General features: G+C 64.9%; 11 protein-coding genes. 2 read left to right on the plus strand and 9 right to left on the minus strand.

Annotation, left to right across the window (positions count from 1 at the left end; translation table 11 throughout):
- Positions 1 to 51 precede the first annotated feature (51 nt).
- The 5 genes from K1X11_RS00670 to K1X11_RS00690 are packed head-to-tail and all read right to left on the minus strand — an operon-like array spanning position 52 to position 6666.
- Positions 52 to 825, minus strand: a complete 774-nt coding sequence (locus tag K1X11_RS00670) for a hypothetical protein (RefSeq protein WP_221029061.1) — start codon at positions 823 to 825, stop codon at positions 52 to 54.
- A complete protein-coding gene (locus K1X11_RS00675) occupies positions 800 to 2374 on the minus strand; it encodes an alpha/beta hydrolase (protein WP_221029060.1) in 1575 nt (524 codons plus the stop codon). Before K1X11_RS00675 ends, K1X11_RS00670 begins: the two co-directional genes overlap by 26 nt.
- 12 nt (positions 2375 to 2386) lie before the next feature.
- Positions 2387 to 3013, minus strand: coding sequence for a D-sedoheptulose-7-phosphate isomerase (locus K1X11_RS00680; RefSeq protein WP_221029059.1), 627 nt, complete (start codon positions 3011 to 3013; stop codon positions 2387 to 2389).
- Between the two features lie 2 nt (positions 3014 to 3015).
- Positions 3016 to 4653 carry an MFS transporter gene (locus tag K1X11_RS00685; RefSeq protein ID WP_221029058.1) on the minus strand — a complete coding sequence of 546 codons (1638 nt, stop codon included), beginning with the start codon at positions 4651 to 4653 and terminating at the stop codon, positions 3016 to 3018.
- A gap of 27 nt (positions 4654 to 4680) precedes the next feature.
- Positions 4681 to 6666 carry a glycoside hydrolase gene (locus tag K1X11_RS00690; RefSeq protein WP_221029057.1) on the minus strand — a complete coding sequence of 662 codons (1986 nt, stop codon included), beginning with the start codon at positions 6664 to 6666 and terminating at the stop codon, positions 4681 to 4683.
- A 237-nt stretch (positions 6667 to 6903) separates the two neighbouring features.
- Here K1X11_RS00690 and K1X11_RS00695 point away from each other — a divergent pair, with 237 nt between their 5' ends.
- On the plus strand, positions 6904 to 8874 hold the full coding sequence (locus tag K1X11_RS00695) for a CBM96 family carbohydrate-binding protein (protein WP_221029056.1): 1971 nt from the start codon (positions 6904 to 6906) through the stop codon (positions 8872 to 8874).
- Between the two features lie 169 nt (positions 8875 to 9043).
- Positions 9044 to 9829: an alpha/beta fold hydrolase gene (locus K1X11_RS00700; protein WP_221029055.1), complete on the plus strand. Its 786-nt coding sequence runs from the start codon at positions 9044 to 9046 to the stop codon at positions 9827 to 9829.
- Between the two features lie 144 nt (positions 9830 to 9973).
- On the opposite strand, the gene K1X11_RS00705 is transcribed toward K1X11_RS00700, so the two are convergent.
- The 4 genes from K1X11_RS00705 to K1X11_RS00720 all read right to left on the minus strand — a co-directional run bounded on the left by K1X11_RS00705 (position 9974) and on the right by K1X11_RS00720 (position 14835).
- Positions 9974 to 10993: a cytochrome d ubiquinol oxidase subunit II gene (locus K1X11_RS00705; protein ID WP_221029054.1), complete on the minus strand. Its 1020-nt coding sequence runs from the start codon at positions 10991 to 10993 to the stop codon at positions 9974 to 9976.
- Complete coding sequence (locus K1X11_RS00710) at positions 10990 to 12312, minus strand: cytochrome ubiquinol oxidase subunit I (protein ID WP_221029053.1); 1323 nt, start codon at positions 12310 to 12312, stop codon at positions 10990 to 10992. The genes K1X11_RS00705 and K1X11_RS00710 overlap by 4 nt, the downstream gene beginning before the upstream one ends.
- 455 nt (positions 12313 to 12767) lie before the next feature.
- Positions 12768 to 13541, minus strand: a complete 774-nt coding sequence (locus K1X11_RS00715) for a 3-ketoacyl-ACP reductase (protein ID WP_221029052.1) — start codon at positions 13539 to 13541, stop codon at positions 12768 to 12770.
- Between the two features lie 154 nt (positions 13542 to 13695).
- Positions 13696 to 14835: a Gfo/Idh/MocA family protein gene (locus K1X11_RS00720; RefSeq protein WP_221029051.1), complete on the minus strand. Its 1140-nt coding sequence runs from the start codon at positions 14833 to 14835 to the stop codon at positions 13696 to 13698.
- Positions 14836 to 14878: the final 43 nt, after the last annotated feature.

Here is a 14878-nt window from a genome sequence, read left to right on the forward strand (position 1 = left end):
ACAGCTGGAAGGTGTAGGCCGAGAAGTGCGAGGTGGTGGCCTGTCGCGCGTTTAGCGGTTTGGTTCGGCGTCCGGGACGACGGTGGGCGTGCCGACTTCGACTTCGGTGGCGGCTTCGCCACGGGTGAAGATCAGTGGGGCGTCGGATTCGCGTCCAAGGTGCGGGGCGGCGTGGGCGAGCATGGCGGGCAGGTCGCGCGTCAGGTTGTGACGGAGGGCGGGGATGCTGATCCAGGTGCGCCAGACGAGCCGGCGTTGGCCGTTGGCGAGCGCGGTGGCGTCGAGCGCGCCAATCACGAGATAGAGCCGGTCTTCCGACAGGATGGTGGCGAGGCGGTGCTCTTCGGCGAGGGAGAGCGAACGCTCCTGCAGGCGATCGAGTCCGATGAGACGGGCGATGGAGGGGGTGTTGCGTGCGATCGATTGCGTTTCGCTTTCGCCGGTGTTGGGATCGGTTTCCTCCCACTCGTCGAGCTCGAGGTTGGCGTTGCCCCAATGGAACACGATGACGAGCTCCGGGGCCGGACCGCCGACGGTGGTCGGCACGTAATGTTGGCTGCGCAGAGCGTCCGCCACGAGGGCGGCGATGGCTTTGGCTGGCGGTTGTTTTTGTCCCGCGACGCTGGTGCCGAGGGCGAGTTCGGATCCGGTCAGGAGAAAGTAAGGGCAGGGGGCGTCGGCGGTGGGCGGGACGAAGTCGGGCGCCGTGTCGAAACGATCGGTGACCACGAGCGTTTCCGGCGTCTTCGCCGCGGCGATCGCCGCCGTCAACAAGCCGACGGCAAGCAGCAGCGAACGCTTACGGCTGCGTCGCAGCAAAGGCATCGCGGTAGAAGGCCCAGGTCTTGTCGCCGAGTGCGTCGTAGATCTCGCGCGGATTGTGCGTGACCTCCGGCAGGACGTCGAAGGTGTGGGCTATGCCGAGCTCGGTCAGGAGTTCGTGGAAGGCGACGTTTTTGTCGAGGAGGCGATCCGCGTCGCCGACGGCGATGCGCACGTGGGTGCGATCGCGAATGAGATCGGCGTGGGCCACTACCAGCTGCCACGGAGAGTTGGCTGCGTAGTAGGGGCGGCTGCCGTTGTAGAGGTCTTGCAGGGCGGTGCCGCGGGTGGCGTAGCTGTCGTAGTCGTGCAGGGCGCCGGCCATGATACCCACGACGCCAAACAGCTCGGGGTATTTAAAACCGATTTTGGGCGCGCCGGCTCCCCCCATGGAGAAACCTTCGATGGCGCGAGCGGACCGATGACGGATCGTGCGATAGGTGGCGTCGACGTGCGGGATGAGGTCGTGCACTAGCATGGATTGCACGGGCGACTGGCCGTTGGCGGCATCGACCCAACTCCCGATGCGCCGGCCGTTGACGCCGACGACGATCATGGGCGGAGCCTCGCCGGCCGCGATCGCGGCTTCGAGGGCCACGGCGAAGTTGCGGGCACCATCCTGGCGCCCGCCGCGGCCGTGCAGCCAGTAGACCACCGGGTAGCGGTGTTCGGGCGCGCTCTCGTATTCATCGGGCAGATACACCGTATAGCTGACGTCCTGGCCCACCACCGGGCTGTGAAACGTGGCGTAGGTCAGGCGCTCCGGTGTGGTGTTGGGATCGACCCATTCGCTGAGGGTCAGCGGCGGACGGTTGCGGCGCGCGCGCGGCGAGGGCGCCGCCGCCGAAGCCGTCGAGCGGGTTGGCTCAGCGTAGTGGTGAGCGATGCGCGCGGCGACGGATTCCGCGCCCTCGGCGGTGAGGTGGCCGAGAGCATCGGCATAGTGGTCGCAGCGCTCCAGTTGGGGCACGTAACCCGCCACGACTTCAACCGCGGGCAGCGCGGGCGCGGCGATGACGCGTTGAATGGCGGCGACGATGTGAGGATGCTGGCGCGAGGCGCGCACAGTGCGGCCGTCGGCTCCGGGGGCCGGGCAAGGGGCGCCATCGGGACCGCCGACCACGGGTTGGAGCACGATCTGGCGGGCGGACGGGATCTTGGCGTTGATCGTGATCAGGGTGGCGTTGATGGCCTCAGTCCAACGGTCGACGTCGTCGCCGAAGGGCCCGCTGATGACGAGCACGACGCGATCGGGCGGCGTGTCGGTCGGGCAGGCGGAAACGAGGTCGCGCGACCAGCCCACGTAGTCGGGATCACGCCAGCGGTCGACGCCGGCTCCGCCGTTCCAGAGGAGTTCCCAGCGGTCGTCGTCGACGATGGATTCAAACACGTCACCGGCGACAAACCAACCGCCGCGCGGTTGGCCGACCTGACTGAAGCCGATCACGCGGGTGCGGGCGAATTCCGGCTCAGCGGCGAGCGCGGAGGTAGAGAACGACGCGGCCAGACAAAGGGTGAGAAGCAGGAGGAGGGGGCTGGCGCGGCACTTCATGGGGGGACAGGGTTAGTCTTGGGGAAAGAAGGTGGCCTCGAGCGACAGGCAGAGGGCGTGATAAATGGAGAGATGCAGCTCCTGGATGAGGTGGGTGCGATCGGCGGGGACGCGCAGGCAGGGATCGGCGAGGCGACGCAATTTGCCGCCGTGGGCGCCGGTGAGTCCGAGCACGGTCATGTCTTTCAGGCGGGCGGCTTTGGCGGCGAGAGCCACATTTTGGGCGTTGCCGGAGGTGCTGATGGCAATGAGGACGTCGCCGGGGCGGCCGAGCGCCCACACGAGTTGGGCGTATTCGAGTTCGGCGGCGATGTCGTTGGCCACGGCGGTGCGCAGCGAAAGGAAACCGGTGAGGGGAATGGCGGGCAGGCCGCCCTGAATGCCGCGGAGGTCGGCGGGCAGACGGCGGCCCTCGTGGCTGCGCACGGGGCGTTTGGAGTAGAAGCCCTTGAGGAGTTCGCCGGCCCAATGCTCGCTGTCGGCGGCGCTGCCCCCGTTGCCACAAATATAGATGCGGCCCTCGCGGCGCAGGCAGTCAGCCAGCACCGCGTGGGCGCGTTCGATCTCCGGAAAGATCGGGGCGAGTTCCGGGCGGTGATCGAGGGCGTCGAGGGGAGAGGCGGAGGTGGCGGGGGACATCGTCAGGCGGCGGAAGGGGCGTCGGAGTCGGAAAGGGTGCGGGCGAAACGACCGCGGCGGGTGCTGAGTGCCACCACCATGGCCACCAGCGCGAGGACGAGGCCGAGGTAGTAGGGGAAGATGTAGTTGTTTTTCCGTGACACAGCGTCGGGAAAGAGGTCCGAGATCAAGGAGCGGTTGAGCACGGCCAGGCGGTCACCGTCGGCGGGGGCTTCGGTGATGAGCTTTTGGCTTTGGGGGGAGAGGGAAATGTCGACGAAGCGCTGGTCGTCGTAGACGGCGGGGCCAAACACGAGGCGGTTCAATTCGTCGGCAATGGCCTGACGGGCGCCCTCGGCGCGGTCGGGATCGGCGAGGCGTTCACGGGTGCGGGGCGTGAGTTGATCGGCCACCCAAGCGTGGGCGGGCGAGGCCGGGTCGGCGACTTCATCCGCGAGGGTGGAGACTCGCTTGATGTCCTGCGCGCGGAAGGGTGTCGGCGCGTAGGAGTCGGTCCATTGCACCGCCATGCCGAGCAGGAGCGAGATGGCGAAGGCACCGAAGGCGCGGGAGAATTGGATGATGCCGAAGAGTTTACCGCGTTCGTGGCGGTCGGCGTATTGAAACACCATGGCCGACATGGGCATGAGGGCGACGATCTGAGCGACGCCGAAGACGGTGAGGCAGGCAAAGAGCGACCAGAAATCGTGAGCCCAGAAACAGAGGCCGGTGAAGGCGATGGCGCTGAGGAGAAAGCCGGTGGCCATGACCCACTTGGGGCCGAAGTAATCGATGGTCCAGCCGAGCGGGAGCGCGAGGCAGACGGTGAGCAGCGGCCCGGCGACCTGAGCGAGACCGAGCTCGGCCGTGGAGAGGCCGAGGGTGTCGGTGACGTAGAGCGGGGTGAAGAGGAAGAGTGCGGCCGGGATCGCAAGGTTGGCGCCGCAGACGAAGGCGAGTTTGAGGTGATCGCGGGAACGAAAGATGAGCTGCAGGTGGGCCAGCGGTTGGTAGCGCTCCTGCTGAGGTGGGTCTTCGAGCGGGCGTTCGCGGATCACAAACACCATAAGGGCGAAGGACACGGCCACGCAGGTGGCGGCGAAGAGGTAGGGGAAGATCTCGTCGATCTCGGCCCAACCGATGACCCAGGTGACCATGACGAAGTTGGCGGACTGGGCGGCGATCTGGCGGAAGGAGCCGGCGCGACCGAGTTGTTCCTGGTTAAACGTGTCGGCGTAGAGCGGCTCGAGACTGCCCCAGTTGACGTCGACGACCGCCTGCATGGCGATGTTGATGATGAAGACGAGGATGAGGGCCGGCAGAGTGTGACGGGCGTCCCCCTCGATGAGCCGAGGCAGCAGACCAATCGCGAGCAGGAAGCCGATGGTGAGCGGCAAGCCGACGAGGAAGAACGGGCGGCGGCGACCGTATTTGGTGCGCACCTGGTCGCTCTTCCAGCAGACGTAAGGTTGGACGACGAAGCCGAACAGCCGGTTGCTGGCGAGGATGATGGAGATGATCAGCGCGCTGTCGGTGAAGTGACGCGTGGTGATCGGAATGAGGTTGTTGGTGATGAGTTCGACGGTGCTGAAACCGCCGGCCATCATGGCGAGCACCAGCATGTGCCGGGCATCGCGTTGGGGTTGTTCAAAAAGCTTCATGCCGAGGACGAGGGCGGGGCGGCGAGTTTAGCGGGAGAGGTGCTGGAAGCCGCCGGCTGGGATGGTGACGTCGCCGAACACGACGGGTTTCTCCCCAAAGTTGGCGAGCACGCGACTGCCGTTGGCAAAGCGGGTTTCCTGCACGTGGCGGTCGGCGTCGAGGAAGCGGTGGTCGACCATTTCGCTGTAGCCCACGTCGCGCAGAATGGCGGTGAGGGCGCGGTAGCTGGTGACAAACTTCTCGCGGTGCTTTTCCCACGTGGGCAGGTCGAGATTCCACTGCGGGGCGGTGGCGTAGAGGGCGTTATAGAGGTCCTTGCGATCCCAGGTGGCGGGCTGCTTGTGGTTGTTGTCGTTCCAGCGCCAGGAGGTGACGACGGCGTCGTGATAAACCAACTCGTAGAGCGGCACGCGGTAGGCGGGGCCGAGGCCAAACTTGAGGTAACGTTCGGTGGCCTCGTGTTCGCCCAACATCATGGAGGGGCGTTCGGTGTCGGACCAGTCACCGCGGAAAGTGGGCGCGCCGGCGAGGCGGCGACGGTTGGGACCGCGGCGGTCGCCGAACTGTTTGTGCAGGGACATGAGTCCGTGCAGGAACTCAGTGTGAGCCACGCCGTAGTCGGCGCCTGATTCGGAGCCCACCACGAGTCCGAGCTCCTCGGCCATGTAGCGGTGGATTTCAATGCGCGCGGCGGCGTCCTGCCGATGGGTCATCCGGTGCTCGGGCGCGTAGCACTCGATCGGACCAGCGGCGAGGGTGACATCGAGGAAGGTGGATTCGTGGGGATAGACCGCCAGCTCACGGGTGATGCGGTCGGAGAGGTGAGGCAGGATGGCGCAGGTGCAGACCCAGTAGCGCATGAGGTTCACGTCCGAGCTGCGGATCATGGTCTGGGGGGAACCATCGGGATTGCGGGCGACAATTTCCTCAAATTTGCCGTCGTAGTAGTAGCGATGCAGCCAGAGCTCCTGGAGCACCGGCAGTTCGGCGCGGCGCTCTTCGTATTCGTCATCAGCATACGCGTCGCGGTAGAGGTCGTAGACGCCGGCGAGGAAGCCCATCTCGGTGAGGCCTTCGCTGTAACCGGGAGCCGGATACGGCGGGTGGTTGGGATCCCAGCCGATCCAGGCGCGATCGATGCCGGCGGCCTTGAGGTCGGCGGCGAGTTCGAGGGTGCGACCATCGGACCAAGTGTAGATGTGCACGGCGCCGATCAGTTTATCGATGGCGGGGCGAGTCTTGGCGCGTTCGCGCAGCGTGGAGAACTCGGCGTTCTCCTGCACATGGGCGCGGTAGTGCTTGGCCTGGGCGACGTAACCGCCGGCGGCGAAGAAGTGGTAACGCACCTGCCGGGCGTAGCCGAATTCGCCCATCTCGCCGTTCCATTGCGGGGACGGGGCGGGCTGCTGGCCCGCGCGGGCCAGCCAGACATTGGCGTCAAAGGGCGTGTCGATGGTGAAGGAGTAACCCGCTTGCAGGGCGGGGTCGGTGATGCCGACCCACGGCATGATGAGGCCGCTCATGTCGTAGACGCTCACCTCGCGGTCGAGGTGGAGGGCATCCTCGACCTCGTCCATCGGCACCAGCACGCCCTCGGCTTCGGGGAACACGAGATGCCAGTCGGCGGCCGGGGTGACGAAGGGAGCCGGGTAGCGCAGGCCTTCCGTCAGCGGGGTCGCGGCGGGCGCGTCGAGCGTGACAATGAGATCGGAATTGGCGGCGAGACGCAGAGTGAGCTCGAAGGGGATCGGACCGTCGAGGGTGGCGTGGATTTGATCGGCCGCTTGCTCAACCGCCGTGACGGTGAAGGTCGAGTTGTTGGCGGTTTGGCTCCACTCGCGTCCGGAGATCAGATCGCGCACAGAGAGAAGGGCGGTCTGGTCGTCGAAGGAGACTTCGACGCGTTGATCGGCGAGGGTCCACTCCTTGGCGTTGAGAGAGACGCCAAAGGCCGTGGCGCTAAGCAACGCCAGGGTGCAGCGACGGAAAAACCGGGACGGAAAAGGTAACATGGCAACAAGGGGGAGGGGAAAGGGGGCAGGGGGTGGAGACAACGGAGGCCATGTGGCCAGATTCGGCAAAGGCGACTTAGGTTTACCAGTTGACCTAAAAGCACGAAATGCGAACGCCGCGGACGGTTCGGTCAAGGGATGAACCAACGGCTCGGTTGAGCGCGGTGAGCGGCTGGGTTGGAGCTGCGGTCGCCGGTTTTGCTTTTTCGCCGGCACAATCTCAACCCCTCCCCAACCATGAAAACTCCCTTCTTGGCCGGGCGACGAGGCCGCTTTGGCGGTCTGTGCGCGACCCTGCTTGCCTCCGTCCTTTTTGCCGGTGCCGCCGTCGACAAACCCACCGGCGTATTTTCCTCCTCCGGCGCGAATACCTCGGCGATCTATGATAATGATACCCTGCGTGGGGTGTTGGTGCGCGCCTCGTGGTCAGACCTCGAGGCGACCGACGACTCCTTTGATTTTTCCATCATCGATGCGCAGGTCAGTGCCATCCAGGCCGAGGGCAAAAGCTGGTCGCTGGCGGTTCTCGCCGGCGGCACCGGCAGTCCGGCGTGGTTGACTGATTCGGTCGGCTCCGGCGGCCTGGGCGCGCCCTACGTGACCTATGCGTTCCGCGGCGTGCCCGGTTACAAGCTGCCGCTGTTTTGGGATGCCACGGTGCAGGCCGAGCTGGAAGAACTGGCCGACGAGCTGGCGGCTGAATACAACAACGATTCGAGCCTGAAGCTGGTCTACGTCACGCAGATGACGGCCAACGGCATCGAAGGCCACCTGCAGGGCGTCAACATGGCGGACATGGTCACGGCCGGTTACACCGATCAGAAGTGGATCGATGCGGGCATCGATGTCTCGGTGAACTTTGCCAATGCCTTCACCAACAAGGCGCTGGCCTTTGAAGTGCACGAGGTGAACAACACCGCGACCGTGCCGGAGACGATCATCAACGACCTCTGGGATGATCCGGCGCTCGAGCAGCGCGTGGGTGCCGCCATGTGGTGGATCTCAGGCAAAACCTCCTACCAGCCTGATCTGGTGGACGTCTTGGACGATTTCCCGGGCGACATCTACGGGCAGATCATCGGGAAGTCATATGACGGCGCGTGGGAGCCCAACACCGCCTACGCCGATCGCACGCACCGCATGCCGACCAATCCGCCGGCGACGGATCGTTACCGCTACCGCGTGACCACGGCGGGCACGAGCGGCAGCACGGAGCCGACCTGGCCGACGACGGTCGGTGCGACGGTAAGTGACGGCACGGTGGTGTGGACCTGTATTGCGAGTCGATTTGAGGACGGCGATTACACCACGGTGTTCGACCAAGCCATGGCGCTCGGCATGCGCTACATCGAGCCGTGGGAATACGAGTTCAAGGACAGCTCGGCCAACGGCGCGGCGCCGACGTGGGACTCCATGTTCGAAGACTACAATGAATGGGCTGATGAGGTTTTTCTGGCGCCCGCCGCCCCGACGGGACTGAGCGCCTCCACGGCGGCGGGCCTGGTCTCACTCGATTGGAACGACAATGGTGAAACCGACCTCGCGGGTTATCTCGTTTATCGGGCCACCACCAGTGGCGGGCCTTACACCGAGATCAGTGGCAGCATCGTCACCAGCTCCGACTACGACGACACCACGGTGTCCGGCGGCACGACCTATTATTACACGACCACGGCGGTGGACGATTACGCCAACGAGTCCGCCTACGCGACCGAGGTTTCGGCCACGCCGCCGGTGTCGAGCAGCTCGGAGGATTTTGCGCCAGTGGCCGATGCCTACGTCAATGAAGCCAACGCCACTGCGAACTACGGCAGCAACACGGTGCTGAATGTAATGGACGCGACGAACGATCGCCGGACCTTCTTGAAATTCACGGTGAGCGGTGTCGGCACCGTCACCAGCGCGACCCTGAAGCTGAAATGCAAGGCGACCCAGAGCGGCACCACCAGCGCCTATCAGGTCACCGACATCACGTGGGCGGAAGGCGGCCTGAATTGGAACAACCAGCCGACCATCGGCAGCGTGGCGGATGTGGCGACCAACGTCGCGGCCGAGGCGTGGGTTGAGTTGGATGTGACCAGCCTGATCACCGGCAATGGCACCTTCTCGATCGCCTTGCAGGGCAGCAGCAGCTCGCTGGTGCAATACTACTCCAGCAACAGCAGCGGCACGAGCAACGACCCCGTGCTCGAAGTCACGCATAACTGATTCGACGACGAATGCGAATCGGCGACGCGCCATCTCCAGCGTGTGTTGCGCGTCGTCGATTTTCGCGGGATCCCTTCCGGGGGCTCGTGCACCGACCGGTCTGGCGATTATCGTTCGCGGGGATCCAGTGATAACGGCGGACGGCAACACTCGTATTCACGAAACCACTATGAAGCTTCCCTTAAAGTTTAGCGTAACACCGGATCCGATCGAGGTCAGTGATGTTGGCCGCACCTTGGTGCTGCTGCATTCGCTGGGCTGCGATCGTCAGCTGTGGGATGGTGTCGTGGCGCAGTGGCAGGGACGGCGGCGAATCGTCGCGGTGGACCTGCCGGGTCATGGCGAAAGTCCCCTGTGGCCCGCCGGGTTTTCACTCGAAGACTGTGCAGATGCCGTGGTGGCGGTGCTTGATACGCTCGGAGTGGAACGGGCGATCTGGGCGGGAAACTCCGTGGGGGGAATGATCGTGCAGGCGGCGGCGCTCAATCACGCTGAGCGCGTGCAGGCAGTGGTGCTGAGTGCGACGGACGCGCGCATCGGCACGACGGAGTCGTGGAATCAGCGCCTGGCCCAGATCGAGCGTGATGGCTTGGCCAGCATGGCGGGCAGCTTGGCGGAACGTTGGTTTGGCGAAGCCTTCCGCCGCAACGAAAGCGCGCGCTATGACGCGATCGTAGCACGGTTGGCGAGTCAGGCGGAGGTCGGATACACCGCGTTGGCTGCGGCGATTCGGGATGCGGATTTCGGGGGGCGGATGGCGGAGATCACGCAACCGGCGCTGGTGATCGGCGGAGGCTGCGATCTGTTCTGTCCGCCGGACGCCGGGCTTCGACTGGCGGCGGCGTTGCCACGAGGTGAGTTTGAACTGCTGCCGGCGGCGGGCCATCAGCCGCCGGTCGAATGCCCGGCGGAATGGGGGGCGACGGTGGAGCGGTCGGGCGTGTTTGATGCCTGATCGATTGGCGGACGCGCCGCCGCCTGACGCCGCCCGGAGGTCGGCGTCCACCTTTTGGGGTGATGGGGTGGGCGCGGACGTCCCCGGCCGCGCTGGCGTTGCCTCTCCGCCGCTCGACGCCGCCCGGAGGTCGGCGTCCACCTTTTAGGTTTCGTTGGGTTTGTTGTGTTCGGTCTTGAAGACGCGGAGGAGGAAGTAGAGGGCGGGGAAGATGGCAACGCTGCCGATGAGGAGGGCGAGGAGGAGCTGCTTCTGCGTGGCGGTCGGAGCGGCTTCGGCGTAGAAGCTGAGCGCGCCGGTCGTCGTGTGGATGGCGTTGGGGGCGTAGAGCAGCCACCAGCCGAGCAGGATGAGGCTTACTTGCGAGACGGCGATGATGCGGATCTGGACGTTGGAGCGGCTGCGGATGCGCCACCAGAGCGCCACCAGCAGCAGCGTGGCGAGGGCAGGGGCGGCGAGGGCGTCGGGGTGACGCAGGAATTGCGCGGGCAGGGGATCAGGCTCGCCATAGGAGGCGAGGGCGACGAGTCCGCCGGCGAGCACGAGGTAGATGTTGGCGCCGAGGGCGAGGCGCACGAAGCGTTGGCGCAGGTCGTCGCGGTCGGTTTCGCCGATGAGGTAGATGGCCGCGAGGAAGACGAAGATGCCGCTGACAAAGGCGCCCACGGTGAGCGGATAAATGCCCCACCACGGGGCGATGTAGGCCGCGTGGAAGGAGGTGGCGTCGGGGTCGATAAATCCGCGCGTGAGGCTGGCGACGCTGATGCCGAGCCACACCGCGGTCCACAGGCTGCTAAAGCCAAAGAGGATCGTATAAACGGTCTGCGAGCGGCCCTCCTGCACAGGGTCGTAGTGGCGGAAGGTGAAGGCGGTGCCGCGCACGACGATGCCCACCAGCAGCGCCAGCATGGGCAGGTGCAGGGTGGTCATGATGGTGGTGAACAGGAGCGGGAAGCCCATGAACAGGATCACCACGATGAGGATGAGCCAGATGTGGTTGGCTTCCCAAACGGGGCCCATGGCGTGATTGATGGCCTCCTTTTGCGGATCGCGCAGGCGGCCGGCGGGCAGCAGTTCGATGATGCCGGCGCCGTAGTCGGAGCCGCCCAACAGCACGTAGAGTAGGAGCGAAACAGCGATGAAGAATACCAGCAGGTCGATCATGCGGAGCCCTCCTCGGGTTTGAGCGTTTTGACAGCGTGTTCGGCGGTGCGCACCTGGCGGGCGAAGAGCCACACGGTGGCGGCGGCGAGGGCCCCGTAGAGCACGAGGAAAAGCGCGAAGTGATAGACCATGCCGGGGACCGGGGTCACCGCATCCTCGGTGCGCATGATTTCATAGATGATCCACGGTTGGCGGCCGACTTCGGTCACGATCCAGCCGGCTTCGATGGCGATGAAACCGATGGGCGTAGCGGCGACCAGCGTCCAAAGGAACCACGGTGGGAACTGGGGGCGGCGTCGTATCCAGAAAAACAGGACGGCGATGAGGGCCATGAGCATGCCGATGCCGACCATGATCTGAAAGGCGATGTGCACGATGGCGACGGGTGGCCAGTCTTCCTCGGGGATCTCCTCCAGGCCGAGCACCTCGGCGTCGACGTCGTTGAAGGCGATGAAGCTCAGCATGCCGGGCAGCGGGATGCCCCAACTGACGGTGCGGGTCTCTTCGTCGGGCAAGCCGCCGATGTAGAGGGGGGCGCGGGTGCTGGTTTCGAAGTGGCCCTCCATGGCGGCGAGTTTCATGGGCTGCAGTTCGGCGACGCGTTGACCGGCGAAGTGGCCGACGAGCGGTTGGAGGAGAGACGCAATGGCGCCGAAGAGCAGGGAAATCTGAATGGCGCGGCGATGGAGGTCGGGGCTACGGCCACGCAGGAGCAGGAAGGCGTGCACCCCGGCGACGGCGAAACCGACCGCGGCGATGGCGGCCATTTGCATGTGCAGGGTTTGGTGCAGCCACGCCGGGTTGAACATGGCGGCGACCGGATCGATGTCGGAGGCGACGCCACCGGTCCAGGTGAAGCCCTGCGGCGTGTTCATCCAACTGTTGGCCGCGACGACAAAGATGCCGGAGGTGAAGCCGGTGATGCCGACCATGAGGCCGGTGCACCAATGCACCCACGGCTTCATGCGTTTCCACCCGTAGAGGAAGAGACCGATCGCGACGGCCTCGAGGAAGAACGCGGTGCCTTCCCATGAGAAGGGCATGCCGATGATGGGGCCGGCGTGCTGCATAAACTCCGGCCACAGCAGGCCGAGTTCAAAGGAAAGCACGGTGCCGGAAACGGCCCCGACGGCGAAGAAGATGGCGACGCCCTTGAGCCACATCTTGGTGAGGGCGAGGGCGGATTCATCGCCAGTGCGCAGATGGCGGTAATGCGCAGCAGACATGAGGAAGGGCATCACCATGCCGATGGCGGCAAAGATGATGTGAAAGCCCAGGGAGAAGGCCATCGTCGAGCGGGCGGCGAGCAAGTTGTCCATGGTGGTGCGGTGCAAGCGGAGACACGGACGCAGAGGCGTCGGTGCGCAGTTAATGCAGAAACCGGCCAACGCCTAGGACGGTGGTGGATTTGGTGGGTGGTAGTAGGACGGGGAATTCGGGGGCTTAGCGTCGCTTCGCGACGCTAAGCGGGTTCAAGGGGGAAGATTAAGGTGAAGGTGAAGGTGAAGGTGAAGGGGAAGGTGGTGGCGGAGGCCGAGGGGCAGGGATGTCGGGCGTGAAGCCCGACCCACATTTGGAGGGTGCCGGTGGGAGGGTGTAGGGCCGGTGCTTGCGCCGGCCGCGGTGGGGCGGGGGCAGGGGGCGGCGTGCCGCAAGCGGCAGCCCTACATGGAGAGGCAGGGGGGGGCGGCGTGGGCGGACGCTGGCGTCGGGGCACAAAAAGGGCCGGGCGTTTTTTACGCCCGGCCCTTGGGAGGGAGAGTTATCGTCTTTTTTAGAGGCGTGGCATGGTGAGGGCGCCGTCGACCATGATGACCTGGCCGGTGCTGTAGGGCATGTCGCCGCGGGCGAGGGACGCGACCGCTTTGCCGACGTCGTCGGGGAAACCCCAACGCGGCTGCACACAGAGGCCTTCTTCGATGAGCTTGTCGTATTTGCCGGTCACGCCGGAGGTCATGTCGGTCTTGATGACGCCAGGGCGCACTTCGTAAACCGGGATGCCTTCGGTGCCGAGGCGGGCGGCGAAGAGCTGCGACATCATGCCGAGCCCGGCCTTGGCGATGCAGTATTCGCCGCGGTTGATGCTGACCACGGTGACGGAGATCGAGGTGATGTTGACGATCGCTGCGGCGAAGGACGGGTCGGCTTTTTTGGCCGCGACCATTTCGTTGGCGAACGCCTGGGTGAGGAAGAACGGACCTTTGAGGTTCGTATCGAGCACCCAGTCGTAGCTTTCCTCGCCCATCTCCAGCAGGTCGGCGCGGACCTTGGGGGCGACGCCGGCGTTGTTGACGAGGAGGTTGATGCAACCACCGGCGTGGGCGCGGGTGGCTTCGAGGATGGCTTGGCGGCCTTCGGCGCTGCCGATGTCGCCGCGGGCGTAGCCGACTTGGACGCCGTGGGCGCGGAGTTCCTCGAGGGGACCGGCCACGGATTCCTCAGGGCGGACACCGTTGATGACGAGGTTCCAGCCTTCCTTGGCGAGAGCGGTGGCGATGCCGAAGCCGATGCCGCGGGAACCGCCGGTAACGAGAGCGTATTTGGACATAGGAAATGGAGTTGGCCCACGGAACACACGGAAAACGCGGAAGCCGTGGGGCAGGATCAGGAGTTAACCACGAAATACACGAACCACACGAAAGCCTGCCGGCTCACGTTAGCTATTCGTGTATTTCGTGTGTTTCGTGGTTCTGAATTCCGAATCAGAGTTCGGGGATGTCGACCCAGCGGCGTTCGGCCCAGGACTTGAGACCGAGCTCGGCGAGCTGCACGCCCTTGGCACCTTCCTTGAGGCTCCAGGGGAACGGGGTGTCGACGACAACGTGCTTGAGGAAGGCTTCCCACTGCACCTTGAAGGCGTTGTCGAAGGCCTGGTTGGTCGGCACGCGGGTCCAGCCGTCCTTGTAGTCGATCGGGCTGTCGATGTCCGGATTCCAGACGCAGCGCGGGGTGTTGGCGAGGGACTGGCTTTTGCAGTCGCGCAGACCGGCGACGGCGGAACCGTGGGTGCCGTCAACTTGAAGGGTGAGCAGGTCTTCGCGATTCACGCGCACATCCCAGGAGGAGTTGAAGTGGCAGATGGTGCCGTTCTTGAGCTCAAAGGTGGCGTAGGCGGAATCGTCGGCGGTGCACTCGTAGGGCTTACCATTCTCGTCCCAGCGGGTCGGGATGTGGGTGGCGCCGAGGCAGGTGAGGGACTTGATGTCACCGAAGAGGTTCTGGATGACATACTGCCAGTGGCAGAGCATATCGACGATGATGCCTCCGTCGTCTTCCTTGCGGTAGTTCCAGGACGGACGCTGCAGGGCGTCGTGCTCACCGGTGAAGACCCAGTAGCCGAACTCGCCGCGCACGGAGAGGATTTTGCCGAAGAAGCCGGTATCGATGAGATACTTGAGCTTGAGCAGGCCGGGCAGCCAGAGCTTGTCCTGCACGACACCGTTCTTGAGGCCGGCGGCGGTCACCTCGTTGTAGAGGGCCATGGCTTCCTCGGAGGTGGTGGCGGTGGGCTTTTCGCAGTAGATGTGCTTGCCGGCGGCGATGGCCTTGCGCACGCCGATGGGGCGCTGACCGGTGAGGGTGGAGTCGAAGTAGATGATGTTCTCCGGCTTGGCCAACTCGGCGTCGAGGTCCGTGCTGATTTTTTGGATACCGACGCGGGCGGCGAGGGCGGCGAGCTTCTTTTCGCTGCGGCCGACGAGCACGGGATCGGGCATGATGACCTCACCGTCGGGGAGCTTCACGCCGCCCTGGTCGATGATGGCCTTGATCGAGCGGATCAAGTGCTGGTTGGTGCCCATGCGTCCGGTGACGCCGTTCATGATGATGCCGATGGATTTCATGTTTTTATGTAAGATGTGGGATGTGAGAGGTTAGATGTGGGGT

This window comes from Actomonas aquatica (assembly GCF_019679435.2).
GTDB classification, from domain to species: Bacteria; Verrucomicrobiota; Verrucomicrobiia; order Opitutales; family Opitutaceae; genus Actomonas; species Actomonas aquatica.

Coding starts and splice junctions, on each gene's coding strand:
- K1X11_RS00670 (WP_221029061.1), bottom strand. CDS start 825: ATGCCTTTGCTGCGACGCAGCCGTAAGCGTTCGCTGCTGCTTGCCGTC.
- K1X11_RS00705 (WP_221029054.1), bottom strand. CDS start 10,993: ATGATCGACCTGCTGGTATTCTTCATCGCTGTTTCGCTCCTACTCTAC.
- K1X11_RS00710 (WP_221029053.1), bottom strand. CDS start 12,312: ATGGACAACTTGCTCGCCGCCCGCTCGACGATGGCCTTCTCCCTGGGC.
- K1X11_RS00695 (WP_221029056.1), top strand. CDS start 6,904: ATGAAAACTCCCTTCTTGGCCGGGCGACGAGGCCGCTTTGGCGGTCTG.
- K1X11_RS00715 (WP_221029052.1), bottom strand. CDS start 13,541: ATGTCCAAATACGCTCTCGTTACCGGCGGTTCCCGCGGCATCGGCTTC.
- K1X11_RS00690 (WP_221029057.1), bottom strand. CDS start 6,666: ATGTTACCTTTTCCGTCCCGGTTTTTCCGTCGCTGCACCCTGGCGTTG.
- K1X11_RS00700 (WP_221029055.1), top strand. CDS start 9,044: ATGAAGCTTCCCTTAAAGTTTAGCGTAACACCGGATCCGATCGAGGTC.
- K1X11_RS00685 (WP_221029058.1), bottom strand. CDS start 4,653: ATGAAGCTTTTTGAACAACCCCAACGCGATGCCCGGCACATGCTGGTG.
- K1X11_RS00675 (WP_221029060.1), bottom strand. CDS start 2,374: ATGAAGTGCCGCGCCAGCCCCCTCCTCCTGCTTCTCACCCTTTGTCTG.
- K1X11_RS00720 (WP_221029051.1), bottom strand. CDS start 14,835: ATGAAATCCATCGGCATCATCATGAACGGCGTCACCGGACGCATGGGC.
- K1X11_RS00680 (WP_221029059.1), bottom strand. CDS start 3,013: ATGTCCCCCGCCACCTCCGCCTCTCCCCTCGACGCCCTCGATCACCGC.